22 protein-coding genes are annotated in these 26,685 nt (G+C 33.3%); 11 read left to right on the forward strand and 11 right to left on the reverse strand.

Annotated features, from left to right (window positions below; translation table 11 throughout):
• The first annotated feature begins 32 nt into the window (after positions 1–32).
• The 3 genes from accC (at position 33) to LX95_RS11705 (ending at position 3,684) form a co-directional block, all read left to right on the forward strand.
• Positions 33–1,475 carry an acetyl-CoA carboxylase biotin carboxylase subunit gene (gene accC, locus LX95_RS11695; RefSeq protein ID WP_111541685.1) on the forward strand — a complete coding sequence of 481 codons (1,443 nt, stop codon included), beginning with the start codon at positions 33–35 and terminating at the stop codon, positions 1,473–1,475.
• Between the two features lie 27 nt (positions 1,476–1,502).
• Positions 1,503–3,044 (forward strand): acyl-CoA carboxylase subunit beta, encoded by a 1,542-nt coding sequence (locus tag LX95_RS11700; protein ID WP_111541640.1) that lies wholly within the window; start codon positions 1,503–1,505, stop codon positions 3,042–3,044.
• Positions 3,045–3,243: 199 nt separating this feature from the next.
• A complete protein-coding gene (locus LX95_RS11705; RefSeq protein WP_170116612.1) occupies positions 3,244–3,684 on the forward strand; it encodes a DUF4168 domain-containing protein in 441 nt (146 codons plus the stop codon).
• A gap of 76 nt (positions 3,685–3,760) precedes the next feature.
• On the opposite strand, the gene LX95_RS11710 is transcribed toward LX95_RS11705, so the two are convergent.
• Both LX95_RS11710 and LX95_RS11715 read right to left on the reverse strand, forming a co-directional pair.
• Positions 3,761–4,354, reverse strand: a complete 594-nt coding sequence (locus LX95_RS11710) for an N-acetylmuramoyl-L-alanine amidase family protein (protein WP_111541642.1) — start codon at positions 4,352–4,354, stop codon at positions 3,761–3,763.
• A 45-nt stretch (positions 4,355–4,399) separates the two neighbouring features.
• Entirely contained in the window at positions 4,400–6,781 is a 2,382-nt protein-coding gene (locus tag LX95_RS11715; RefSeq protein WP_170116613.1) for a T9SS type A sorting domain-containing protein, read from the reverse strand.
• Positions 6,782–6,879: 98 nt separating this feature from the next.
• On the opposite strand from LX95_RS11715, the gene LX95_RS11720 reads away from it, so the two are divergent.
• Positions 6,880–7,344, forward strand: a complete 465-nt coding sequence (locus LX95_RS11720) for a hypothetical protein (protein WP_111541644.1) — start codon at positions 6,880–6,882, stop codon at positions 7,342–7,344.
• A gap of 6 nt (positions 7,345–7,350) precedes the next feature.
• On the opposite strand, the gene recG is transcribed toward LX95_RS11720, so the two are convergent.
• Positions 7,351–9,456 (reverse strand): ATP-dependent DNA helicase RecG, encoded by a 2,106-nt coding sequence (gene recG, locus LX95_RS11725; RefSeq protein WP_111541645.1) that lies wholly within the window; start codon positions 9,454–9,456, stop codon positions 7,351–7,353.
• Positions 9,457–9,517: 61 nt separating this feature from the next.
• Positions 9,518–9,955 carry a hypothetical protein gene (locus LX95_RS11730; RefSeq protein ID WP_111541646.1) on the reverse strand — a complete coding sequence of 146 codons (438 nt, stop codon included), beginning with the start codon at positions 9,953–9,955 and terminating at the stop codon, positions 9,518–9,520.
• A 126-nt stretch (positions 9,956–10,081) separates the two neighbouring features.
• On the opposite strand from LX95_RS11730, the gene LX95_RS11735 reads away from it, so the two are divergent.
• Both LX95_RS11735 and LX95_RS11740 read left to right on the forward strand, forming a co-directional pair.
• Positions 10,082–12,157 (forward strand): M1 family metallopeptidase, encoded by a 2,076-nt coding sequence (locus LX95_RS11735; RefSeq protein WP_111541647.1) that lies wholly within the window; start codon positions 10,082–10,084, stop codon positions 12,155–12,157.
• Entirely contained in the window at positions 12,157–13,062 is a 906-nt protein-coding gene (locus LX95_RS11740; RefSeq protein ID WP_111541648.1) for a patatin-like phospholipase family protein, read from the forward strand. Before LX95_RS11735 ends, LX95_RS11740 begins: the two co-directional genes overlap by 1 nt.
• Before the next feature lie 4 nt (positions 13,063–13,066).
• Here the strand turns inward: LX95_RS11740 and LX95_RS11745 are convergent, their stop codons facing one another.
• Both LX95_RS11745 and LX95_RS11750 read right to left on the reverse strand, forming a co-directional pair.
• A complete protein-coding gene (locus LX95_RS11745) occupies positions 13,067–13,588 on the reverse strand; it encodes a DUF7935 family protein (protein ID WP_111541649.1) in 522 nt (173 codons plus the stop codon).
• Positions 13,589–13,606: 18 nt separating this feature from the next.
• Positions 13,607–15,211: an FMN-binding glutamate synthase family protein gene (locus LX95_RS11750; protein WP_111541650.1), complete on the reverse strand. Its 1,605-nt coding sequence runs from the start codon at positions 15,209–15,211 to the stop codon at positions 13,607–13,609.
• Positions 15,212–15,377: 166 nt separating this feature from the next.
• Between LX95_RS11750 and LX95_RS11755 the strand changes: the two genes are divergently transcribed.
• From LX95_RS11755 to LX95_RS11765, 3 genes are all read left to right on the forward strand, one after another.
• Positions 15,378–17,702 carry an ATP-dependent helicase gene (locus LX95_RS11755; RefSeq protein ID WP_111541651.1) on the forward strand — a complete coding sequence of 775 codons (2,325 nt, stop codon included), beginning with the start codon at positions 15,378–15,380 and terminating at the stop codon, positions 17,700–17,702.
• A 56-nt stretch (positions 17,703–17,758) separates the two neighbouring features.
• Positions 17,759–17,968: a hypervirulence associated TUDOR domain-containing protein gene (locus LX95_RS11760; protein ID WP_111541652.1), complete on the forward strand. Its 210-nt coding sequence runs from the start codon at positions 17,759–17,761 to the stop codon at positions 17,966–17,968.
• A gap of 61 nt (positions 17,969–18,029) precedes the next feature.
• The gene (locus LX95_RS11765; protein ID WP_111541653.1) at positions 18,030–18,647 is read left to right on the forward strand and encodes an L-threonylcarbamoyladenylate synthase; all 618 of its coding nucleotides are present in this window, start codon (positions 18,030–18,032) and stop codon (positions 18,645–18,647) included.
• A 30-nt stretch (positions 18,648–18,677) separates the two neighbouring features.
• Here the strand turns inward: LX95_RS11765 and acs are convergent, their stop codons facing one another.
• A complete protein-coding gene (gene acs / locus LX95_RS11770) occupies positions 18,678–20,618 on the reverse strand; it encodes an acetate--CoA ligase (protein WP_262509668.1) in 1,941 nt (646 codons plus the stop codon).
• A 53-nt stretch (positions 20,619–20,671) separates the two neighbouring features.
• Positions 20,672–21,586, reverse strand: coding sequence for a tryptophan 2,3-dioxygenase family protein (locus LX95_RS11775; protein WP_111541655.1), 915 nt, complete (start codon positions 21,584–21,586; stop codon positions 20,672–20,674).
• A 162-nt stretch (positions 21,587–21,748) separates the two neighbouring features.
• Between LX95_RS11775 and trxB the strand changes: the two genes are divergently transcribed.
• Together trxB and serA are read left to right on the forward strand one after the other, a co-directional pair.
• Entirely contained in the window at positions 21,749–22,723 is a 975-nt protein-coding gene (gene trxB / locus LX95_RS11780) for a thioredoxin-disulfide reductase (protein WP_111541656.1), read from the forward strand.
• Positions 22,724–22,908: 185 nt separating this feature from the next.
• Positions 22,909–24,801, forward strand: a complete 1,893-nt coding sequence (gene serA / locus LX95_RS11785) for a phosphoglycerate dehydrogenase (protein WP_111541657.1) — start codon at positions 22,909–22,911, stop codon at positions 24,799–24,801.
• 13 nt (positions 24,802–24,814) lie between these two features.
• On the opposite strand, the gene LX95_RS11790 is transcribed toward serA, so the two are convergent.
• Genes LX95_RS11790 through LX95_RS11800 form a run of 3 tightly spaced genes read right to left on the reverse strand, consistent with a single transcriptional unit; the run spans position 24,815 to position 26,643 of the window.
• Positions 24,815–25,243, reverse strand: a complete 429-nt coding sequence (locus tag LX95_RS11790) for a DUF4268 domain-containing protein (RefSeq protein ID WP_111541658.1) — start codon at positions 25,241–25,243, stop codon at positions 24,815–24,817.
• Positions 25,244–25,909, reverse strand: coding sequence for a ZIP family metal transporter (locus LX95_RS11795; RefSeq protein WP_111541659.1), 666 nt, complete (start codon positions 25,907–25,909; stop codon positions 25,244–25,246).
• A complete protein-coding gene (locus tag LX95_RS11800; RefSeq protein ID WP_111541660.1) occupies positions 25,906–26,643 on the reverse strand; it encodes a class I SAM-dependent methyltransferase in 738 nt (245 codons plus the stop codon). The genes LX95_RS11795 and LX95_RS11800 overlap by 4 nt, the downstream gene beginning before the upstream one ends.
• Positions 26,644–26,685 lie beyond the last annotated feature (42 nt).

Here is a 26,685-nt window from a genome sequence, read left to right on the forward strand (position 1 = left end):
CGCGGAAATAAACGAAATTTAAGAACAAGATGATTAAAAAAATATTAGTAGCCAATAGAGGTGAAATTGCTATAAGAGTAATGCAGACAGCCCAAAAAATGGGAATAAAAACAGTAGCAGTCTTCTCTGAAGCCGATAGAAATTCGCCCCACGTAAAATTTGCAGATGAAGCAGTTTGCATAGGACCTGCGCCTTCCAATGAATCTTATTTAAAAACTGATACCATAATTAATGTAGCAAAAGAATTAAGCGTAGATGCGATTCATCCTGGTTATGGGTTTTTAAGTGAAAATGCAGGCTTTGCGGAAGAAGTGGAAAATAACAACATTATCTTTATTGGTCCTAAATCTAAAGCTATTAAAGTAATGGGAAGTAAGCTAGCAGCAAAAGATGCTGTAAAAGCTTATGATATTCCTATGGTTCCAGGTATTGATGAAGCCATTACCGACCCTAATAAAGCGAAAGAAATTGCAAAAGAGATTGGTTTTCCAATTCTTATCAAAGCCTCCGCAGGAGGTGGAGGAAAAGGGATGCGAGTGGTGGAACAAGAGACCGAACTCGAAGACCAAATGAAAAGAGCGATTAGTGAAGCAGAATCTGCTTTTGGTGATGGTTCTGTTTTTATCGAAAAATATGTAGGTTCTCCTCGTCATATAGAAATTCAAGTTTTAGCCGATACCCACGGTAACGTCATACACTTAGTTGAAAGAGAATGTAGTGTACAGCGTCGTCATCAAAAAGTGGTAGAAGAAGCTCCATCTGTCGTATTAACTTCATCAATTCGAGAGAAAATGGGAGAAGCTGCAGTAAAAGTAGCAAAAGCTTGTGATTATGTGGGAGCAGGAACTGTAGAGTTCTTGTTAGACGAGCAAAAGAATTTTTACTTTTTAGAGATGAATACACGTTTACAGGTAGAACATCCCGTTACTGAATTAGTGACAGGAATCGACCTTGTTGAACAACAAATTCGTGTGGCTAGAGGAGAAACTTTAGCGTTTCAACAAGAAGACGTTACAATTAGTGGACATGCGGTAGAATTGAGAGTGTATGCAGAAAATCCATTAGATAATTTCTTACCAAGTGTAGGTACTTTAGAAAGATATAGACTTCCGAAAGGGGAAAATATAAGAGTTGATAATGGATTTGAAGAAGGAATGGAAGTCCCTATCTATTACGATCCCATGCTAGCTAAGCTTATCACTTATGGAAATACTAGAGAAGAAGCTATACAATTAATGATTGAAGCCATTGCAAATTATGAAGTAGAAGGAGTAATGACTACTTTGCCCTTTGGGAAATTTGTGATGGAACATGAAGCTTTTAGAACGGGTGATTTTGATACTCATTTTGTCAAAAATTATTACGCACCAGAAAAATTAGAAGAACAAACTAAAGAAGAAGCTCAATTAGCTGCGCTTATCGCTTTAAAGCAATATTTAAAAGACGAAAAGCAAGTTAGATTACCCAACGCATAAATTCAGTCGAAAAGAGAATACAAAAGTATGAGTCAAAATATAGAAAAATTAAACGAAAAAATTGCTTTAGCACATTTAGGAGGAGGGGAGAAGCGTATTGCAAAGCAACATGACAAGAAAAAACTCACCGCTAGAGAACGTGTAGAATATTTATTAGATGACGGTTCTTTTGAAGAAATTGGTATTTTGGTTACACACCGTACTACCGATTTTGGTATGGAAAATCAACAATATTATGGCGATGGAGTCATCACAGGTTACGGAACAATTCACGGAAAGTTAGTTTATATCTTTGCACAAGATTTCACGGTCTTTGGAGGAGCTTTATCTGAAACTCACGCAGAAAAGATATGTAAAGTAATGGATCTAGCTGTAAAAGTAGGTGCACCTATGATTGGTTTAAACGATTCTGGAGGTGCACGTATTCAAGAAGGGGTACGCTCTTTAGGCGGTTATGCCGATATTTTTCATCGTAACGTAAAAGCTTCAGGTGTAATTCCGCAAATATCAGCAATAATGGGTCCGTGTGCTGGAGGGGCTGTGTATTCTCCCGCTATGACAGATTTTACACTAATGGTTCAAGATACAAGTTATATGTTTGTAACGGGACCTAATGTTGTAAAAACAGTTACCAACGAAGAAGTTACTTCAGAAGAGTTAGGAGGGGCAAGCACACATTCAACTAAATCGGGTGTTACTCATATTACCTCTTTTAATGATATTGCTTGTTTAGAAGATATTAAAAAGCTAATAAGCTATATGCCTCAGAGCAATAAGGAAAAGCCAGCTAAACTTCCCTATGAATTAGGGGATGAAGTTAGGGAGAAATTAGATACCTTAATTCCAGATAGTTCTAATAAACCTTATGATATGCACGAGGTAATTAGTGGTATTATTGATGGAGATTCTTTCTTTGAGATTCATAAAGATTATGCAGAAAATATAATCGTAGGTTTTGCTCGCTTAGGCGGAAGAAGTATTGGAGTAGTAGCCAATCAGCCTATGAGTTTAGCAGGAGTTTTAGATGTAGATTCTTCAAAAAAAGCAGCTAGGTTTACTCGTTATTGTGATTGTTTTAATATTCCATTATTAGTCTTAGTAGATGTACCAGGTTTCTTACCAGGAACCGATCAAGAATGGAACGGAATTATCCTTCACGGAGCTAAACTTTTATACGCTTTAAGTGAAGCTACAGTGCCAAAAGTAACAGTAATTACACGTAAAGCTTATGGTGGAGCTTACGATGTAATGAATTCAAAGCATATTGGAGCTGATCTAAATTTTGCTTGGCCAACTGCAGAGATTGCAGTTATGGGAGCAAAAGGAGCTAGTGAAATAATTTTTAGAAAAGAAATTAAAGAAGCCGACGATTCTGAACAGAAATTAGCCGAGAAAGAAGCAGAGTACGCTGAGTTATTCGCCAATCCCTTTGAAGCAGCCAAACGAGGCTTTATTGATGAAGTGATTATGCCCAGAGATACGAGAAGAAAACTTCTAAAGGCTTTTAGCATGCTAGAAAATAAAGAAGTACTAAGACCCAATCGTAAACATGGCAACATTCCTTTATAACGAAGTAGGATATTTGGTATTGTAATTGTTCTATATACGATAATAGAGTAGTAAATATTAAAATTTTCTATCCTTCTGTTAATAATTTGACAAAAAAATAGCTTTAACTAATGATTTTTGGGATAGAAGAATATTTATGCTTAGTATTGAATTTTTAAAACGAACTATAAAAAATGTATTAATGTTAAAATCAAATCACATGAAAAATTTCATCCTTGCATTAACCTTATTATTTAGTGCAGTAACCCTTGCGCAAACAGAAGTGAGTGATGCAGACTTAAATAAATTTGCTGATGCTTATAAAGCAGTTCAGATTGAAAATCAAGAAGTACAGCAAGAAATGGTAGAAATGATTAAGAAAGAAGGTTTAGAGTTGAGTCGCTTTCAAACCATTCAGCAAGCTTCAGTGAATCCTAATAAAGAAGTTGAAGCTACTCAAGAAGAAATGGATATCTACAAAAAAGTTATTACTGAGATAGAGAAAATGCAACCAGAATTGCAAAAAGAAATGTCTGATATTATTACAGATAATGGATTAACTTTAGATCGTTACCAAGAGATAGGAGCAGCACTTCAATCAGATCAAGCTTTACAACAAAAGCTTCAAACGATGATGATGAAACAACAAACTAAAGGATAATATAAAAACATCTTTTACTAAAAAAAGCATCAGAATTATTTTCTGATGCTTTTTTTATGTTTAATTGCAAAGAAGACTATAAGCTAGTTATAAGCGCATTTACAATTTCACCTTGTCCTTTTTCACTTCGAATATAATTTAAATCACTAGCATTTGTCATGAATCCTAACTCTATTAAGATAGCGGGATATTCACTTTCATTTAATATTTTAAAATTAGCATTTCTAATCTTTACATCTTTGTATTTTGTTTGAGCAATTAAAGACTGACTCATTTTTGAAATAAATTTTGAGTTTTGTTCTTTCAATTTTTCATTTTTAGAAAAATAGAGTTCTATCCCGCTTTTGTTAGTGTTTGTCGTAGCATTTGCGTGAAGACTTATGACAAGATAGGGCTTAATTTCGTTTATTTTTTCAGTTCTTTCACTTAAAGAAACAAACTTATCGTTATCCCGAAGAAGCACTACGTTATATCCTTTTTCTTCAGCTACTTGTTGAAAAACTTTCGCAACTTGCAGTGTAATATCTTTTTCGTTTAGGCTTTCTGCGACTTGTCCAGAATCTTTTCCTCCGTGACCGGCATCAATAATTATTGTTTTTTGTTGGGCGTTACTCATCCAACTGAAGCAAAATAAAAACACAGTAACGAATAAATAAGTGAGTCTTTTCATGATGTAAGTTTTAGTTAGTTATTATCTAACGTTATAAAAGAAATATTATTCTTTTATAATTCTTTTCGTATATACTTTTCCATCTTTCTCAAGGGACAAAATGTAAACACCAGAACTTAAAGAATAGATGTTATGAAGAGTTAATGTACTTCCTGAAAAAGTCATGTTTTCTTTTAAAAGAATTTGTCCGAACATTGAGGTTATCGTAATATTTACTTCGCTCCCTTTTAGTTGAGTAGAAACTATATTTAGATGATCTTCTTTGATTGGATTCGGGTAAACTGAGAAAATACTCTCTTCATTTGAAACAGTTAAGGTTTTTTCTTTGAAAATGATAGAGAATCTATCACTACTTACACTTGCATTTATAGTCTCATCAATTAAGAAAGATATATTATTTTCTCCTGTGTTAAGAATAGTTTCTTGTTGTAGAAAATTGTCGACCAAGTAAGCTTCAACATTTTCAAATTCTGATAAATTAATTTTAAATGTATAATTCGTCGATCTATAACTGTTACTGAAAAACTGAAGGGTTTCTCCCGTGGTTGGAAGGTTTCTTTTTTCTATACTCAAATAATCATTTCCGTTAAGTAATGCTATATTTTCATCTAAGTTACCGAGTTTTCTAGAATCTTGATTATTAATTGTATTAGAGTAAGTAGAATTGAACTTAGTAACAAAACCATCTACATAAAGAGGACTGGTATTTTCATTACTATACAATTGAACGCTTAATGTCAAATCCTCTTGATTATTTTGATTTCTAAAAACCTCAGTAAGATTATTGGAGGTTTTATGCGATTGAGAAAATACTACAGAAGGAGATGGATCCCCGTTTGATGTCACAAAGAAAGCTTGGTTGGGTTGTAGGTATTGATTAGCGGCTGAGTTTCCAGAGCTAGAATTTGTACCCGAAGGTAAATCTACCGTTACATAAGCTCCGCGTGCATTAATATTTGGATCCCATACATAATATTGATTATTACTTACTCCTGCAGAAGCTGCTAAAACACTTGTCATATCTACGCTAGACTGAAATGGATTACCTAATAAATTAAATGCTGTATTTGTAGTATTTAAATTTAGAAATTCAACATTAGTTGCAGGACTTACTAAGGAACCTACCATCCTTAAACGAGTGTTAGTAGGTGTAGCATCGTTATCATTAACATTTATTCCTCTGTCGCCTCTAATCATTACTCTATAAGGAGCTCCAGATTGTAATGTATTATTATCTGTGTTAGCTATTGCTCCCCATGATTGTGTACTATTATTGAAAGTAAACATAGATGGATTTCCAGATATTGTTGCGTCAAACCCATTGGCTCCAGTTGTAGAACCTGTTATATGAGTTCCATATCCAGAGTGTGGATTTAGATTATTAGCAAGAATGGTAGTGGTATTATTAACTCCTTCTTGCCAATTAGTTTTAATAGAATTCGTAGCATTAACAGAACTAGACAGAAATCTAAACGCTCTTTTGGCAGGAATAAACCTTTCAACGGTTGCAACTCCAGATATAGTAGAACTTGGTTGTAACGGACCTAAGGTTCCTGTTTGAGTTTCAGAAGTATTCACAAAAATCAAATCTCCATTTATAGTTATGTCTCCCATTACTTGAATGTTTGCTAATACATTTAAAGTTGCACCAGTATCAATAGTAATGTTGTTGGCTTGAGTATTTGAGTTTATAGACGCAGTACCAGAGGTTACAGAAATATCATCATCTGGAGTTGAAACTCCGCTAGGATCATTAGGAGTCCAACTAGTGCCATCGTAAACATAAGTTGTCGTAGTATTCGTACAGCTATAACTTCCAGGTGAAAAAGTTTGAATTGTATTAGAAGTAGTCCAATTATTTCTATCATTAATTTGACTCAAAATGGTGTTTTTTCCACCAGTTGTAGTTGTTTTGTTAAAATAGCCATTGTCTTTATCTCCTATAGCTACAGCGGTAATTCCTTCTGTTAAACTAGGAGGTAAAGCACTGGTATTAGAATCTATTGCATCAGTCCATTTTATATCATTAAAGTTTATCGCTGCAATAAATGATGGTGAAGTACTCTGTCCTTGATAAGCAAAGATCTGATCACCACCTGTAGCTAATAACATAGAATTTACACTCGTAATAAAAACTTCATCTCCACACGAATAATTATTAGAAGCCATCCAAGTATGAGTTCCTTCAGTATTTCTTAAAGAACCGCTAGATTGCCAACCACTATCGGTAAAATTAATTTCTGTTCCAGATTGAATGTCAGTTAAAATCACAAAACTAAATTGATCTGGATCATCTGATTGAAAACTGGTAAAAGCAATATCACCTGGAGATAAAATAGTTTGTGCATGGTAATTTTTTGATAACCCAAAACAGAATAATATTGTTATAATTCTGAAAATGAGAGATGTGTGTAAAAATGTTTTCATAAAGCTAAAATTAATTTCCTTTAAATATAAACTATATTTAATCATTTTTTCGATTAAATTGCACTTTAAACCGAATTATTGAAAAAAATATAAGAATTATGAATTTTTTATATATAAGATTTTTAGCTATTGGAGCAATTTTTCTTTGTATAGCTTCAAGCTGTATAAATACATCTCACGTAAATACAGGATTTAATTGGTTAGTAGGAGATTGGGAGCGAATAAATAATGAAGGGAAAGAAAAAACTTTTGAAAATTGGATAAAATTGAATGATACACTTTATACAGGTTTTGGTTTTACCTTATCGGAATTGGACACAGTATTTAAAGAGAATTTGAGTTTATTTAAGCTTGATAAAGCTTGGATATTTCAAGTGGATGGGGTTAATGAAACTCCTGTAGATTTTGTACTTCAACAAACTTTAGAAAGAGGTTTTATAGCAATTAATGAGCAAAATACGTTTCCAAAATCAATTTTTTATCAATTAAAAGAAGATGAAAATTTGCAAGCAGTAATTGCGAATGAAGAGAAAGAAATTCTGTTTGTTTTTCAGAAAAAATAAAAAGCCTTAACTAATATAGTTCCAAATGTTTTTATGTTTTCCCATAAGTCTATAGGTGTTTTTAACTACTTCATGATCTGGAATTTTGAGACTAGGATCTTCCGTGAGCATCTTTTTGGCATAATACCTTGCAGTTTTTAAAATCTCATTATCTTTTACAATATCTGCAATTCTTAAATTTAAAACACCACTTTGTTGGGTTCCCATAATATCTCCGGGACCTCTTAATTTTAAATCAACTTCGGCAATTTCAAAACCATCGTTAGTTCGTACCATGGTTTCTAAACGTGTTTTGCTATCTTGAGAAAGCTTATGTCCAGTCATTAAAATACAATAACTTTGTTCGGCTCCTCGGCCCACTCTACCTCGCAATTGGTGCAATTGTGAAAGTCCAAATCGTTCGGCGCTTTCTATGATCATTACACTTGCATTAGGAACGTTAACACCAACTTCAATAACGGTCGTAGCAACCATAATCTGAGTTTCTCCTTTTACAAACCTATTCATTTCATATTCTTTGTCGGCTGGTTTCATTTGTCCGTGAACTATCGAAATTTGATAAGTGGGAGCAGGAAAATCTCTAGCAATACTTTCATAACCATCCATCAAATCTTTGTAATCCATTTTCTCACTCTCTTGGATTAATGGATAAACCACATATATTTGTCGGCCTTTTTCAATTTCTTCTCTTATGAATCTAAACACTTTTAACCGATTAGAATCGTAGCGATGTACAGTTTTTATAGCTTTTCTTCCTGGCGGTAGTTCATCTATCACCGAAATATCTAAATCGCCATACAAACTCATAGCTAATGTTCTAGGAATAGGAGTCGCCGTCATTACCAATACATGCGGAGGCAAGGTATTTTTATGCCATAATTTAGATCGTTGTGCTACTCCAAAACGATGTTGTTCATCGATAATAGCCAAACCAAGATTTTTAAATTTTACTTTGTCTTCTAATAAAGCATGAGTTCCTATAAGCAAATGCAAGGAACCGTCTTCTAAGCTTTCATGAATTTCTCTACGTTCTTTAGTTTTAGAAGAGCCAGTAAGTAATGAAATTTTTATAGGAAGCTTTTCACAGAGTTCACTAAGACCTTGATAATGTTGTATAGCTAGAATTTCTGTAGGTGCCATCAAACAGGCTTGAAAATTATTGTCTAAGGCTAATAAACAAGTCATTAATGCAACGATAGTTTTACCAGAACCAACGTCCCCTTGTAATAAGCGATTCATTTGCGCACTACTACCCAAATCCCTTCTTATTTCTTTAACAACTCTTTTTTGTGCATTGGTTAACTCAAAAGGGAGGTGATTTTGATAGAAGTCGTTAAAATATGTACCGACTTCCGTAAAGGGAAATCCTTTAATTTTTTGTTTATGAATAAGGTTTTTAATCAGCAGTTGTAATTGTATATAAAAGAGTTCTTCAAACTTTAAACGGTATTGCGCTAAAGCTAATTTTTTAGGAGCCTGCGGAAAATGAATATTTAAAAGAGCTTCACTCTTAGAAACAAGTTTAAGTTCTTGTAAAATGGATTGCGGAAGTGTTTCCATAAAGCCTTGCTTACTTTCTGAAAACAGTTGTTGTATTATTTTAGAAATCACTTTATTGCTGATTCCTTTTTTACTTAAATTTTCGGTAGAAGGATAAATAGGTTGCATTGCCATGCGTAAACCAGCTTCGTGCTCTTTTAGCAATTCCATATCTGGATGAGGCATAGAGCAAGAGTTGTTAAACCAATTTACTTTGCCAAAGATGACATAAGGTTCATTAATTTTAAGTGATTCTTTAAGCCACTTATGACCACGAAACCAAACCAATTCTATTTTTCCGGTATCATCTACAAAATCGGCTACCAAACGCTTACCTCTTTTTTGAGCGACCGTTTTTAGATGCGTGATTTTTCCAATAACTTGAATTTCGGCGGTATTTCGCTGAATTTCATTTATTTTATAATACTTGGTTTTATCAATATATCGGTTAGGGAATAAATTGAGAAGATCTTGATACGTGTGAATTCCCAACTCTTTACGGAGAACTTCTGCACGGTTAGGACCAACGCCTTTTAGATAATCTATAGGGGTTTGCAGCAAGTTTGTATTCATAATAACGAAGATAGGAAATATTAAAAATCCTATCTTCAAAAATAAAAATTAATCTCAAATTTTAATGAATCCAGTTTCTTTTAATCGCTTTATCTGCTAACCAAATAGAAAATATAGAGATTAGTACAACTAGGATAGGCATAACGTATGCTTCATTACCATACACCTCTATAGAAGTTGTTAAAAATAAATTATGAAACATTTGTATAATGACGCAAACAAGACAAATTGCAAATAGTGGTTTTGCCATTTTATTTTTTGCCAGTAATAAAATACTTCCTAATAATCCAGAAAATACGGCTATAGCAAATACAATATGAGTCCATAAAGGATACTCACCATATAAAGCTTGTTCGTTTTGGGGAAGTTCGTTTAAAGCATCTCCAGTCATAACAATGGAGTGAAAAATAAAGGAGGTTACCCCCATTAAATTCCATAAAAGAAGAATAACGCTAATCACCCAAAACCAAGTCGGGATTTTTGTAATAGTTGTGTTCATAAATAGAGTTTTCGAGTTAGTTGCATTAAAAGTAAATAAATATTGGGTATAAAATCAATAATTTTAAAATTCATTATAAAGTTATAGGCTAGGTTTTGTATTTTCGAAACGATATTTAAAAAATGTATGCGATATTTTATTTGGCTTGGCCTATTTCTTTTATCCATAGGGGTAAAAGCACAGCAAACCTCTACGGTAGATTTTACAAAACTTGCAGGAACCGTTCATTTATTACCAGAAAGTAAAAGTGTAAAAGGGGATATTAAAATTGATCTTAAAATTTTAAAAGCAACAGATTCTATTTATTTAGATGCCAAAAATTCAGAAGTAAATTGGGAACAGAAAAACCAATTTGACTTTAAAACGACGGCAGATAAAATATGGATAATTGGTGATTTTGAAAAAGGAAAATCTTATTCTTTCAACTTTGAATATCAAATGAACCCCAAACAGGCCATGTATTTTGTAGGATGGGATAATGAGGGAAGCAATCAAATTTGGACTCAAGGGCAGGGGAAATATACGTCACACTGGTTACCAAGTATAGACGATCTTAATGAGAAAATAGAGTTCGATTTAGCATATCAAGTCCCCAAGAATTATACCGTAATTGCCAACGGAAAACTTACCAATAAAAAAACGCAAGGAGATCAAAATATTTGGAGTTTTGATATGAAAAACCCTATGAGTAGCTATTTGGTTGCTGTTGCTGTAGGTGATTACGCTTCCGCGGAAGAAAAATCTGCCTCGGGAGTAAATTTAAAATATTACTATGAGCCCAATCAAAAAGATAAGGTGGAAGCTACCTATCGTTATTCCAAACGAATATTTGATTATTTTGAAGAAGAAATAGGTATTCCGTTTCCTTGGCAAGATTATAAGCAAATTCCGGTAAGAGATTTTTTATATGCAGGAATGGAGAATACTGGGGCAACCATATTTTCAAATCAGTTTGTTACCGATTCTATAGGTTTTGTAGATCGTAATTATGTAAATGTAAATGCACACGAGTTGGCTCACCAATGGTTTGGCGATTTTATTACCGAAACTTCTAGCGAGCATCATTGGTTACAAGAAGGTTTTGCTACTTTTTATGCTTTGTTAGCCGAACGAGAAATATTTGGTGATGATTATTACTATTACAAACTCTACGAAACAGCAGAACAATTAAAAGAATTAAGCGATAATGGGAAAGGAGAAGCTTTACTAAATCCTAAGGCAAGCTCGCTTACATTTTATCAAAAAGGAGCTTGGGCCTTACATATTTTAAAAGAAAAAGTAGGGGAGGAAGCTTTTAATAAAGGGGTGAAAACTTATTTATTGAAACACGCTTATAAAAATGTAAATACAGATGATTTTATAAAAGAAATAGAAAAAGCAGGGCAAACCGATTTATCGATCTTTAAAAAAGATTGGTTGTTTCAATCTGCTTTCAAGGCAAATGAAGCATTAAGTTCTTTGAAAAAATCTAAATTCATGCAAGAGCTATTAATGCTTAAATCTTTACGAAACACAGCTCTCGAAGATAAAAAAGCTCAATTAGAACGAGCGTTACAAGATCCGGTTAACGATTATTTAGGCCAGGAAGTGGTTTATCAATTAGCTCAAGAAAATTCAGCAGAAGTAATACCACTTTATAAAATGGCTTTTGAAAGTAATAACCTTTTAACTCGCCAAGCTATTGCTATAACATTGAGTGAAATTCCGCAGCAGCTAAAAAAAGAATTTAAAACTTTATTAGATGATGACTCTTACCTTACAAAAGAAAAGGCTTTTTTAAATTTATGGTTAAACTTTCCAGAAGAAAGAAATTTTTATTTTGAGAAATTAAAAGGAGTGCAGGGGTTTCAGGATAAGAATTTAGAAATACTGTGGCTCACCTTACATTTGGTTTCTCCAGATTATGAAAGCGATCAAAAGTCTGAGATTTTTAAAAGGTTATCTCATTATACAACTCCGCAATATGATTATGCAATTAGAGAGAATGCTTTTGGTTACCTCTACCAAATAGATACTTTTTCTAAACAGAGTTACGAAGATTTATTTGAAGGAACAGCTCATCCAGTATGGCGATTTAGAAATTTTTGTAGAGAATTGTTAGATACGCTATGGGAGAATCCTAAACATAGAGCACAATTAATAGCCATGTTAGATAGTGTTCCTAGCGCTCACGCTGCTTACGCAAAAAAGAAATACAATTAATGAGAGCCTTAGTTATATCTGGAGGAGGAAGTAAAGGAGCTTACGCAGGAGGCGTAGCCGAACACCTTATACGAGTACAAAAAAAGAAATATGACATTCTTATCGGTTCATCTACGGGGAGTTTGCTCATCTCTCATTTAGCATTAGGAAAAATTGACAAACTCCACGAAATTTATACCAATGTCAACCAAGCGAGTATTTTTAGTTTAAATCCGTTCGTGGTAAAACATGAAGGAGATCGGGAATATGTAAGTATAAATTACCTTACCACTTTGTTTCAGTTTTTAAAGAAAAAGCGAACTTTTGGGGAAAGTAAAAACTTAAGAAAACTCATAAGAGATAAAATTACAAAGGAAGAATTTTACAAGATAAAAGCTACGGTGGCAGATTTGGTCGTAACCGTCTCCAACCTTAGTAAAAATCAAATTGAATATAAATCAATTAAAGACTTTGATTACGAAGAGTTTTGCGATTGGATTTGGATTTCGTGTAACTATGTTCCCTTTATGAGTTTAGTAAAAAAGAATAACTTTGAGTATGCCGATGGAGGTTTTGGATGTCTAGTTCCTATTCGAGAAGCAATACGACGAGGAGCAACAGAGATTGATGCAGTTATCTTAGAGTCAGAGAATATGGAGTACAATAAGGTTTTGGGTAAAAACCCTTTTTCACTTATGGTAAACCTCTTTGGTTATATGTTAGACCAAGTAGAGCGCAGCAATATTATTGAAGGTAAATTAGCTGCGATTAATAAAGATGTAGGTTTAAATCTTTATTATACCCCGAGTAAACTCACCGAAAACTCATTAATCTTTAATAAAAAATTAATGAGAGAATGGTGGCAACAAGGTTATAATTATGCAGCTAAAAAAGCAAAGCATTTAGAAGAGAACGAGTTAAAGTAAACTTCTACCAAATATCGCTTGCTTCCTTTTTTAAGTAAGCAATTCCCGTTTGGCTAGGAGAAGATTTATCTACTAACTCGCTTAGAATAAGCTCTCTTAATTTATCAGGATCGCTTACATTTTCACTCATATTTGTCTTACGAATAATCGCGATAGTTGAGTTTTTGGTAGCTCGTATAGCATTCCAACATTCGGTGCTTACGTAAACTTGTTGAGCTAAATTATGTTCGAATTCTTGTTCTATATTTTGTATGAGCAAGTTTTCGTAATCGTGTTTATTATCGTTATAAGGTTTAACTCTTATAAGTAGACTTCCAGGATCTATTCGTTCTAAAAATAAAGTCATTCTTTCTATAGCTTGAAGCCTTAACGGAAGTGATTGTTTACTGTTTTCTACTCTTAATTTAAAAATCCTACGTTTCTGTTCATTTTCAAAATATGAGTTGAAAAAGAAATAAGCCACTAGAGCAACAACAATTGCAGGTAAAATATTAAAAATGATTTGTAAAAAATTAATTTCTTCCATAATGGTTTTTAAGATGAATTAGTATCGAACTTTATCAAGTTCTATAGATTTTTCTGAGGTTTTTCTTTTATAATTTCCGCCAAGATACTCACATTTTTGTAAAGAACGAACTCCCTCAAAAGGAACTTTTACTTTGTGATATTCATACGAGTCGGCCAATGTTTTTGTAAAATCTTGATCTCCAAGATTTACGTTTACATCATCCATAGTAAATTGACAAGGATGCTCGTATCCACAAGCGTGAGTAATTTCAATAAACTCTTTACGGAAATTTCTAAAGTACATATTAGTTCTCACCGCTTTATCATCTACATTAATTCCGCGTTGTAACCATTTGTTTTGAGTTGCTATTCCGGTTGGACAAGTATTGGTATGACAAGATTGGGCTTGTATACACCCTATACTCATCATCGCTTCTCGAGCTACATTAATTACGTCTGCTCCCATAGAGAAAGCCATAGCAGCTTGTGAAGGAAAACCTAATTTACCGCTACCTATAAAAACAATTTGTTCAGTTAAATCATAAGTTTTAAAAATCTTATATATTTTTTGAAAACCATATGTCCAAGGGACAGCCACATGATCGGCGAAACTCGGAGGAGCAGCACCAGTACCACCTTCGCCACCATCTATAGAAATAAAATCAGGTCCGCGATTAGTATCTTTCATCTTCTTTGCTAATTCTTGCCACTGTTGTGTTTTCCCAATGGCAGCTTTAACTCCTACAGGAAGACCGGTTTTATCTGCAATCTCTTCTATAAAATTAATCATCTCATCTATACCATCAAACGCAGTATGATAAGGAGGTGAAATAACATCTTTACCCATGGGTACGTGACGAATCTTTGAAATTTCTTCAGTAATTTTAGAAGCAGGAAGAACACCTCCTTTTCCTGGTTTCGCACCTTGCGAAAGTTTAACTTCAATAGCTTTAAGGGTGGGAGTTTCTTCGACTAATTTAATTAGTTTTTCTATAGAAAAACTTCCATCGTCATTACGCATTCCAAAGTAACCTGTACCTATTTGTAGGATTAAATCTCCACCATTCTTATGATAGGAAGAAATACCACCTTCTCCAGTATTATGATAGGCATTGGCTAGTTTGGCTCCTTTATTTAGAGATGCAATTGCTCTGGCAGAAAGACTACCAAAACTCATAGCAGAAACATTAATAACCGAAGCCGGACGATAAGGTTTTCTTCTTTTGTGGTGTAAGCCCATTACTTTTGCACAGGGCAAAAAATAAGGGTCGTTAATATTAGGGTGGTTAACTCCCATCTTATATGGAGTCATTGCATTATTAATAAAAATATAATTATTTTGATAAATATCTCTATCGGTACCAAAGCCTTCGTAGTTGTTTTGGTTTTTTGCCGATGCATAAACCCAGCCTCGTTGTATTCTGTCAAAAGGTAATTCTTCTCTATTATTAGCGACAATGTACTGCCTCAATTCGGGTCCTATACTCTCTAACATATATCGAAAATGTCCTACTACGGGAAAATTTCGTGTAATTATATGTTTTTTATTAAAAAAAATATCTCTTATAGCAATTACTACAATAGCAATGATAACCCATTGCCACCAGGTTATTCTAGCTAAAAAATCCAATACGGTATTCATAAATATTTACATTTCTAAATAAGAGACTAAGGTATTTAAAATATATGTAAAGAAGTAAGGTTTTAACCATTCCTATAGATTTATAATCTATTGTTTATAAGTTAAGCCTAAAAGCAGAATATTTTTTTTAATTTTTGGTAAATTCACGCTCTTAAAAGCTATTACTTTGGAAAATTACTTAGCCGAACTTAATGATGCACAACGTGCGCCTGTATTACAAAAAGATGGTCCTATGATTGTCATTGCTGGTGCAGGATCTGGTAAAACGAGAGTGCTTACTTATAGAATTGCATATTTAATGAGTAAAGGGGTAGATCCTTTTAATATTCTATCTCTAACCTTCACCAATAAAGCGGCTCGTGAGATGAAAAGCCGTATATCAAAAATTGTGGGAAGCAGTGAGGCCAAAAATTTGTGGATGGGTACGTTCCATTCTATTTTTGCAAAAATTTTACGCTTTGAAGCAGACAAGCTGGGTTACCCTTCTAATTTTACCATTTACGATACACAAGATTCCCAGCGCCTTATTTCTGCTATTATAAAAGAGTTGGGTCTAGATAAAGATGTTTATAAATATAAGCAGGTATATTCTAAAATCTCTTCCTATAAAAACAGTTTAATTACTGTTAAGGCTTATTTTCAAAATGGTGAATTACAAGAGGCAGATGCTATGGCGAAAAGACCTCGTTTGGGAGAAATTTACCAACATTATGTAGATAGATGTTTTAAAGCGGGAGCTATGGATTTTGATGACTTACTCCTTAAAACCAATGAGCTTATTACTCGTTTTCCCGAAGTTTTAGCCAAGTACCAAAATAGATTTAGGTACATTTTGGTAGATGAGTACCAAGATACTAACCACTCGCAATATCTAATTGTACGTGCTTTGAGTGATAAATTTCAAAATATATGTGTAGTAGGAGATGATGCTCAAAGTATTTACGCTTTTCGCGGAGCCAATATCAATAACATTCTCAATTTTCAGCGAGATTATGATAATGTAGAAATGTACAGGTTAGAGCAAAATTATCGCTCTACCAAAAATATAGTTGAAGCCGCCAATTCTATCATTGATAAAAACAAAACAAAATTAGAGAAGGTGGTATGGACAGCCAATGATGAAGGACCTAAAATCATCGTGAATCGTCTATTAACCGATGGGGAAGAAGGACGTTATGTAGCAAGTTCTATTTTTGAAAATAGAATGGAACACCAAATGAAAAATGGTGATTTTGCTATTTTATATAGAACTAATGCACAAAGTAGAGCCATGGAGGATGCTTTACGGAAAAGAGATATTCCTTATCGAATTTTTGGAGGCCTTTCTTTTTACCAACGTAAAGAAATTAAAGACGTCTTGTCCTATTTACGTTTACTGGTTAATCCCAAAGATGAGGAGGCATTAAAACGTGTCATCAATTACCCAGCAAGAGGGATTGGTGCCACCACGATGGATAAATTGGTTTTAGCAGCTAATCATTATAAGCGTTCTATATTCGAAGTGATAGATAATATCTCTAAAATAGACCTTAAAATTAACAGCGGAACGAGAAACAAGCTTACCAATTTTGCTAATATGATCAAGAGTTTTCAGGTCATGGCGCAAAAAGAAGACGCTTTTAGTGTAGCTGAAGCTATAGCAAAAAAAACAGGGTTAATTCAAGAACTTAAAAAAGACGGAACGCCAGAGGGAATAGCTCGTATAGAAAATATTGAAGAGCTCCTTAACGGAATAAAAGATTTTGTTGAAGAACAAAAAGAGCTTGCTGATGCTGAAGGTTCTTTAGCCGAATTCTTAGAGGATGTAGCCCTTGCTACCGATATGGATAAGGCAACCGAAGATGAAGATAGAGTAGCACTAATGACCATACATTTAGCAAAAGGTTTAGAGTATCCTTATGTTTATATAGTAGGTTTAGAAGAAGATTTATTTCCTTCGGGGATGAGTATGAATACTAGATCTGAGCTAGAGGAGGAGAGAAGACTTTTTTATGTAGCCTTAACCAGAGCCGAAAAGAAAGCTTATTTAACTTACACTCAGTCTCGATACCGTTGGGGAAAACTTATAGATGCTGAGCCTAGCCGTTTTATAGAGGAAATTGACGATCAGTATAAAGAATACATGATTCCTCAAGATGATTATAAATATAAGCCTCTTATAGATTCCGATGTCTTTGGGGAGGTAGATAAGAGTAGATTAAGACAAACTAAACCTAAAAAAGGAACACCTCCTTTAGCTCATAAACCTAGTGAAGAGCAATTAAGGAAGTTAAGAAAATTACGCCCCGAGAGCAGTGCTAATTCCGCGAAAGCGTCATCTGAAGCCTTGAAATTAGAAACTGGACAAATGGTGGAACATATGCGTTTTGGAAAAGGAACCATTATTGGAATAGAGGGAGTAGGCCAAGATAAGAAAGCAGAAATCGATTTTGAAAATGGAGGATTAAAAAAATTGTTATTGAGATTTGCTAAATTAAAATTACTCTCTTAAAGTTTTTTAAAATATACGTTTTACTAGTACCGACTTGTTTATCTTTAAAATAAAAAATGATTAAAGAGGGTTCTAAAGTCAGTTGGAAATGGGGCAATGGTGAAGCTCAAGGAAAAGTTATAGAGACTTATACTAAAGAGGTTACTAAAACCATAAAAGGATCAGAAATCACTAGAAAAGGGGAGAAAGGTAATAAAGCGATTTTAATAGAACAAGATGACGGGAGTAAAGTTTTGAAGCTAGAAAGTGAAGTCGTTAAAGCTTAAATAAAAGTGTTTAAAAGCAATTTTTTTTGGTAACTTATGCTTTCTTAAAAAATCATATTTTATGGCTGAACTAATTAAAATTTACGAGGAAAACCCTTCTCCAAAAGAAATTCAAAAAATAGTAAATGTCCTTAAAAGCGGCGGACTTATAATTTATCCCACCGATACTGTATATGGATTAGGTTGTGATATAACTAATAATACTGCTTTAGAAAAAATAGCTCAGATAAAAGGAGTGAAATTAGAAAAGGCTAATTTTTCTTTTATCGTTGAAGATTTAAGCAATTTATCTGAATATGCGAGCATCAACAATCAAAATTTTAAAATATTAAAACGTAACCTTCCCGGACCTTATACCTTTATTTTACCAGGAAGCAATAATTTACCATCGGTTTTTAAAAAGAAAAAAACGGTTGGAATAAGAGTGCCTAATAACAACATTAGTAAAGCTTTGGTAACTGCTTTAGGAAATCCTATTGTATCTACATCTATCAAAGATGATGATGAGGTATTGGAATACACTACAGACCCTGAACTTATTGTTGAAAAATGGGGGAAATTAGTTGACGTAGTTATAGATGGTGGGTATGGAGATAATGTAGCTTCTACTATTATTGATCTCACCAATGGTGATCCAGAAGTTATTAGAGAAGGAAAAGGAGACTTATCCATATTTTAAGCCTCTTAAAAATAAAATAAAAGATAACGCTTATAAAGCGTTATCTTTTATTTCTTGAACTACATCTGGATTCAAAAGAGTAGAGATATCACCTAAATTGTCGGTGTCTTTTGATGCAATTTTCCTGAGTATTCTTCTCATTATCTTACCACTTCTTGTTTTAGGTAAGTTATTTACAAACTGAATTTTATCGGGTTTAGCAATTGCGCCAACTTGCTTGGTAATCTCTGCTAAAATTTCCTTTTTTAGAATATCGGAAGCTTCTATGTTATCTTGTAAAATTACAAAAGCATATAAAGCATTTCCTTTTATATCGTGCGGAAAACCAACTATAGCACTTTCTGAAACCATTTCGTGCTCATTAATAGCATTTTCTATAGGAGCAGTTCCTAAATTGTGACCAGAGACTATGACCACATCATCAACTCTTCCTGTAATTCTATAATTTGCTGTTGCATCACGGTATGCACCGTCTCCAGTAAAATACATATTTTTATATGCTGAAAAATAGGTGTTTTTATAACGTTCGTGGTCATTCCAAATAGTTCTTGCCATTGCGGGCCAAGGAGCTTTTATGGCTAACCTTCCGTCAGCTTTTTGCCCGTTAAACTCTATTTCTTCTCCATTTTCATCCATTAAAGCAGGTTGAACTCCCGGTAGAGGTAAAGTTGCGAAAGCGGGTCTTGTGGCTGTAACTCCTGCCAGAGGAGAAATCATAATAGATCCTGTTTCAGTTTGCCACCAAGTATCTACAATCGGGCATTTTGTTTTCCCTATATTATCGTTATACCAATGCCAAGCTTCTTCATTTATTGGTTCTCCTACGCTTCCTAATACTTTTAAAGAACTTAAGTCATGTGCTTCTACTAAGGAAAGTGGTTTTTTAGCAAGAGCTCTTATAGCGGTAGGTGCCGTGTAGAAATGAGTGATTTTAAACTTTTCAATGATTTCCCAAAACCTTCCACAGTCAGGATAACTAGGAACGCCTTCAAACATAACCGTTGTAGCTCCAGATGCTAAAGGACCATATATAATATAAGAGTGTCCCGTTATCCAACCAATATCTGCCGTGCACCAATAAATGGAATCTTCTTCAGGTTGGAAAACATTTTGAAAACTATAAGCAGTTCCTACCATATAACCTCCAGTAGTATGAACCATTCCTTTAGGTTTCCCCGTGGAACCAGATGTATATAATATGAATAAAGGATCTTCTGCATCCATCTCTTCTAGATCACATTCCGCGTAAGCGTCTTGAAGTTCATCGAACCAAAAAGTATCTCTTCCTTCTTTCATAGGGGTGGAATTGATGGTTCTACGATAAACAATTACATGTTCTATACTTGGAGTATTTTCCAAGGCTTCATCACATATTTTCTTTAGGTCAATAGACTTTGTACCTCTATAATAGTCATTTGCAGTGATAAGTAGTTTGCATTGAGAATCATTAACTCTATTGGCAATAGCTTTGCTAGAAAAACCAGCAAAAACTATAGAATGTATAGCTCCTATTCTTGCACAAGCTAACATAGCGATGCTAAGTTCTGGAATCATAGGCATATAGATACAAACTCGATCTCCTTTTTTGATGCCTTTACGCTTTAAAACGTTGGCGAAATGACAAACTTTTACTAAAAGTTGTTTGTAGGTAATGGTTCTAGATTCTTCATTAGGATCATTGGGTTCCCAAATAATCGCATTTTTATTGGGAGTAGTAGCGGCATGTCTATCTAAACAATTTTCTGTTATGTTTAGTTTTCCTCCTTTAAACCATTTAATTTTTGGGATGCTAAAATCCCACTCTAACGTAGTGTCCCATTTTCGTTTCCACGAGAAATTATTAGCAACTTCGCTCCAAAATTCTTCGGGGTTTTCTACACTTCTTTTGTAGGTCTTTTTATATTCTGCGAAAGATTTTATTTGCAGATCATTTTTCATAGTTTTCTTAAATTTAGGTTGTTGATTTGGTATTTCCTAAATTTAAGAATAAGATATTAAGATGTTCTTAAAATATGCCGAAAAGTTTAAAATTTTTCACTTTCTGCCCAATTAAGAATTTCTTTTTCAGTCCATAAAAATGGAAAGAATTTTCTTTGTTGATATTTTGGATGTAAATATTTTTGCCAATTAGAACCTCCTGTAGCTGCTTTTTCTTCTCCTTTTTTGTTGAGGTAATGCTGAGCAGTATTTAAATGAATCATAGGCCATTTTACATTATACAAATAATCCATATCTCGTAGGCCATTTATTAGTGCATCTGAAGGATTATCAATTTTTAAGAATTTTTCTGCCAAAGTATTTCCTTTCATCGCTTCTGCTAATTCTATAAAATCATTAAGATATTTATCTTCAAATGCTTTCAGCGTTAAACTCTTTTTTCCTGTTTTACGATTATGTCCCGCATCTTTCCAATACACTTGGTCAAATAAATCTTCTACAGTAGGAATTTCAGGGAGACGTTCTTTTCCTTTGCTGTTGATGAGGTTTTCTACGGGAGTACAATAAATTTCTAAAAATCTAAATTGAGCACTTTGAAATCCGCTTGCGGGAGCTAAAGTAGATCTAAACGTATTGTAATCATCATAATCCATCCCGTAACGCATTACATCGAAAGAAGTCATTAGCATTTCGGTATATCGGTTTAACCGATTGACTTTATCTGCTAAAATTTCTTCAGCTAAGTCTTTAGAGGTAATTTGCTTTAACTCATGAATCATAAGTTTTAATACAAGTTCTGTAACTTGATGATACATGATAAAGATTTCTTCATCTTCAAAATCTGTTCTTGGCTTTTGTAGAGAAAGCAAAGTATCTACCTGAATGTAATCCCAGTAATTTATAGGTTTAGCTTGTAGCAAACCTTTTAAATAAGTATCGGGATTCTCTCCTAAGTTTTCGTACTTTTCATCAATCTTGGCAAGAATTTCCTCTCTAGTCATGGCTATAGATTAGTTTACAACAAAAATATTAAAATATACGTAGCAACAAATAGTTAATGCTTTTAATTGCTATTCTTTATAATTATATAATAACTCTTCATCAAATTTATTGTTTTAAATAAATGAAACTTATTATTTTAGCCATTCAAAAAGTAAACAACCATGGCAGAAGAAAATAAAATAGAAAGAATTAAATGTTTAATTATAGGATCTGGACCTGCAGGATACACTGCGGCTATTTATGCTGCTAGAGCAGATTTAAAACCTATTATGTACACAGGGATGGAGCCTGGTGGACAGCTAACTACTACTACAGAAGTAGATAATTTTCCCGGTTATCCAGAAGGGATTGATGGTCCTACTATGATGGTTCAGCTACAACAACAAGCAGAACGTTTTGGAACACAGGTTCGTATAGGAATGGTAACCGAAGTTCAGTTTAGTAAAGAAGTAGGTGGTATCCATAAAGCTTGCATAGATAATAAAACATGGGTTGAAGCTGAATCTGTCGTAATTTCTACGGGAGCAACCGCTAAATATTTAGGATTACCAAGCGAACAAAAACTACGAGGAGGAGGAGTTTCAGCTTGTGCTGTTTGTGATGGTTTTTTCTATAAAGGACAAGATGTAGCTATTGTTGGGGGAGGAGATACCGCCGCAGAAGAAGCAACTTACTTGGCTAACATTTGTAACAAAGTTACGATGCTGGTAAGAAAAGATGAAATGAGAGCTTCTAAAGCTATGCAGCATCGTGTAACCTCTACTAAAAATATAGATTTGCGTTATAATACAGTAGTAGACGAAGTATTAGGAGATCAAGTAGTTGATGGTTTGAGAATGATCAATAACGAAACGGGAGAAAAAGAGGAAATCGCCATTACAGGTCTTTTTATAGCCATAGGACACAAACCCAATACCGATGTTTTTAAAGGACAGTTAGATATGGACGATACAGGTTACCTTATTACTCAAGGTAAATCTACCAAAACTAATATACCGGGTGTTTTTGCTAGCGGAGATGTTCAAGATAAAGAATATAGACAAGCTGTTACCGCCGCAGGGACAGGTTGTATGGCAGCATTAGATGCAGAACGTTATTTAGCAACTATAGAAAGTGAAGAAGAAGTTACCGCTTAAATAATTGAGTTATTATATCGAAAAGCCTTGATGTGTTTACATATCAAGGCTTTTTTTTTGATCCTTAAATTACATATAAAATTCAAAAATAAATGTTTCTTGGTGAAGTGGTTTTATTTATAAATCTTACTTTTAAATGAAATCTTTTTTGATCACAAAGTTTAAACTGAACACTTTCAAAACTTATGAAAAGTAACCAAATTTATATCATTGATTTTGACAGTACATTTACTCAAGTAGAAGCATTAGACGAGCTCGCTAAAATAAGTTTAAAAGACGATCCCAAGCAATTAGAAATCTCAAAAAAAATTGAGAAAATTACTCAGCTTGCTATGGCAGGAGAGTTAAACTTTAAGCAATCATTAGAACAGCGAATAAACTTAGTTAAAGCTAATAAAATTCATCTCGATAAGCTTATAGAAGTATTAAAAGAAAAAATAAGCGTTTCTTTTAAAAGAAATGTAAATTTTTTAAAAGATCATGCTTCACAAATTTATATTGTTTCTAACGGGTTTAAAGCTTTTATAATCCCTATAGTTACAGAATATGGAATTTTAGAATCCCACGTGTTTGCTAATACATTTACATATAACCAGCAAGGAGATATTGTAGGATTTGATGAATCTAATATTTTAACTGAAAGTAATGGTAAATCAAAATTGCTTAAAAAATTAAACCTTAAAGGTGATATTTATATGATAGGCGATGGTTACAACGATTATGAAGTTAAAGCAGCTGGTTTGGTGAATAAATTTTATGCCTTTACGGAAAATGTAAAAAGGAAAAATGTAATGGAAAAGGCAGACCACATAACTCCTAGTTTAGACGAATTTTTATATTTACATCATATGAACACAACCTTATCTTACCCAAAAAATAGAATTAAAGTTCTTTTATTAGAAAATATCCATCCATCAGCTAAAGTAACTTTAGAGAAAGAAGGTTATGAAGTCTTGGAGCATAATGGAGCGATGGATGCAGAAGAATTAAAAGAGAAAATTAAGGATATTTCTATTATAGGAATTCGCTCAAAAACTCAGTTAACTGAAGAAGTACTACAACATGCAAAGCGACTTATTGCAGTAAGTGCTTTTTGTATCGGGACCAATCAAATAGACTTGGAAGCTTGTGCTAAGAGAGGAATTCCAGTATTTAACGCTCCGTATAGTAATACGAGATCTGTAGTAGAGCTGGCCATCGGTGAAATCATTTTATTGCTCAGAAATGTACCTGATAAAATTCAACAAATGCACTTAGGAAAGTGGAATAAATCTGCTACGAGAAGTTATGAAATAAGAGGAAAAAAGCTGGGGATTATTGGTTATGGGAATATTGGAGCTCAACTTTCTGTATTAGCAGAAAGCTTAGGTTTTGATGTATATTATTATGATGTGATTGAAAAATTACCTTTGGGAAATGTTACTAAATGTGACAGTTTAAAGGAACTGCTACAAACTTGTGAAGTCATATCTCTTCACTTAGATGGAAGACCAGAAAACAAAAACTATATTGACGTTGAGCAATTTGATCAAATGCAAGAAGGAAGCGTAATCATAAATTTAAGTAGAGGGCATGTAGTTAATTTAGAAGCTTTAAGAGAGAATATTTTAAGCGGAAAAATTATTGGAGCCGCTATAGATGTTTATCCAGAAGAACCAAAAACGAATAATGAAGCTTTTGAAAGTATTCTTAAAGGATTACCTAATGTTATATTAACGCCGCATATAGGAGGAAGCACATTAGAAGCTCAGGAGAATATTGCTCAGTTTGTACCTCAAAAGCTCATGGATTATATCAATACAGGAAGTACCACCAATAGCGTCAATTTTCCTAATTTGCAATTACCTATTTTAAAAGATGCACATAGGCTTATACATATACATTATAATACACCAGGTATCTTGGCAAAAATCAATGAATTACTAGCTAAACATCAAATAAATATCGATGGCCAATACTTAAAAACTAACGAAACTATTGGATATGTTATAACAGATGTAAATAAAGCTTACGATGAAAGTATAATAAAAGAGCTCAAAAATTTAGAAGGAACAATAAAATTTAGAGTACTTTATTAAGTGAATAGAAACTTTAATTTTCGAGAAAATCTTTATATTCTAAAAAAGCCATTTCCATTTTAGGCATAAAATTCTCAAAGAAAATAGCTACTTCTTCCCAAGATTCTTTCTTGTGTATAGAAACATTTTCTTTGAGAAGATAAATGTAGGCTACTTTTTTTCCAGATTCTGTTTCATAAGTTGAATCAAATATGAGGTGAGCAGAAATTTCTTCCGCTAAGACGGTTTTTAAGCTTTCAAATTTTTCAAAATAGTAAGTCTTAAAATCTTCATCTTCTGTATCAATTACAAACCCCAAACTTGCAATTTTGGTATCAAAATGAAATTTAAGATTAATTTCTTTCATTTTGGTATCATAAAGCATCCACTTTCGGTCGTTGCGTTTGCCAAAACTGGTCCAAAATTCTTGTCTAATTTTTTTAGATTCTTCTCTGCTAAACATTTATAAAAAATAAGCCACAACAACTCCTAGAACAATCATAAGAACCTTAGAGATGTTGAATTGATGATTTTTTGAAGATTCAAATAAGATGGTAGTCGATACATGTAAGAATATACCAATTACCAAAGCTTCTATATATACTTCGTATTCCGTTAAGAAAGAAAAATATTTATTTATCAAACTTCCTATGGGTGTCATTAAGGCAAAGATGAAAAGAAAAAGGATGACTTTACCTTTAGATAATTGTGAGTGAATTAAAAACGAGGCGATAATAATAGCAATCGGGATTTTATGTATCACAACACCCCATAATAAATGATCATTTTCGTGTAACGGGTAACCTTCTAACAAAGAATGAATACACAAACTTATAAATAATAAAACAGGAAATTTTTGAGTGTCCTCATGGTGATGTAGATGTCCGTGTTCAGCTCCTCTAGAAAGGAATTCTAAGAAAATCTGCAATAAAATCCCCAGCATAGTAAAGACTCCAATGGTTTTATGATAATCGCCATATACTTCTGGAATAAATTCAAATACGGTAATAGATAATAGAAAAGCACCACTAAACGATAGTAATAACTTTACGGAAGTAGAATTGGCTTTTAAAAAATAGGCGATAGACAAACCTATAAGTACTGCAATAATGGGCAAAATTAAACTCATGCGTGTTCAAATATTAAAATAAGCCTAGAAGAATTTTCTAGATTAAAATCGTTTAGCTGATAGTCTCCAAAAAGAGTCTTTACTTTCAACCCAGCATTTTTAAAATATTCTTCAAAATGAGATAAAGTAATAGCTTTTACTTTCTCCTGAAATTTAAATTCTTCTCCTTCATCTGTAAATTCTATATTTTTAAAGATATAACCATCTTCAACATAACGCTTTAAATGAAAGTCTATTCCTTGAATAGTTTTTGAATTTTGACTCACCAAGTTTTTAATCACGTAATTTACGTTCATAAAGTCTATAACACCGTACCCATTTGGTTTGAGCTCTTCTTTAATCGCCTGAATGGTTTTAAAATTATCTTCTTCATTTTCAAAATATCCAAAACTCGTAAAAAGATTAAAAACAGCGTCAAACTTTTCCGCTAAGGGAAGACACATATCGTGAACTTTAAATTGAAGTCCATTTTCTTCTTTTTGCTTCGCTTTATCAATACTGTTTTTAGAAAGATCTACGCCAGTAACGTTGTAGCCCAATTCGTGTAAGTATACGGAGTGTCTACCTTTACCGCAAGCCAAATCTAAAATTGAAGCTTCTTTTTTTAACTGAAGAAAAGAAGTTAGATTGCGCATAAAATCTTCTGCCTCTGCATAACCTCTATCTTTATATAAAATATGGTAATATTTGGTGTCAAACCAAGACGCGTACCATTTTGTCTCATCTTTTATCATAGCCTGCAAAAATAATGTATTTTTGCAGCACAAGAGAACTTC

This window comes from Mesonia algae (assembly GCF_003253545.1).
Taxonomy (GTDB): Bacteria; Bacteroidota; Bacteroidia; order Flavobacteriales; family Flavobacteriaceae; genus Mesonia; species Mesonia algae.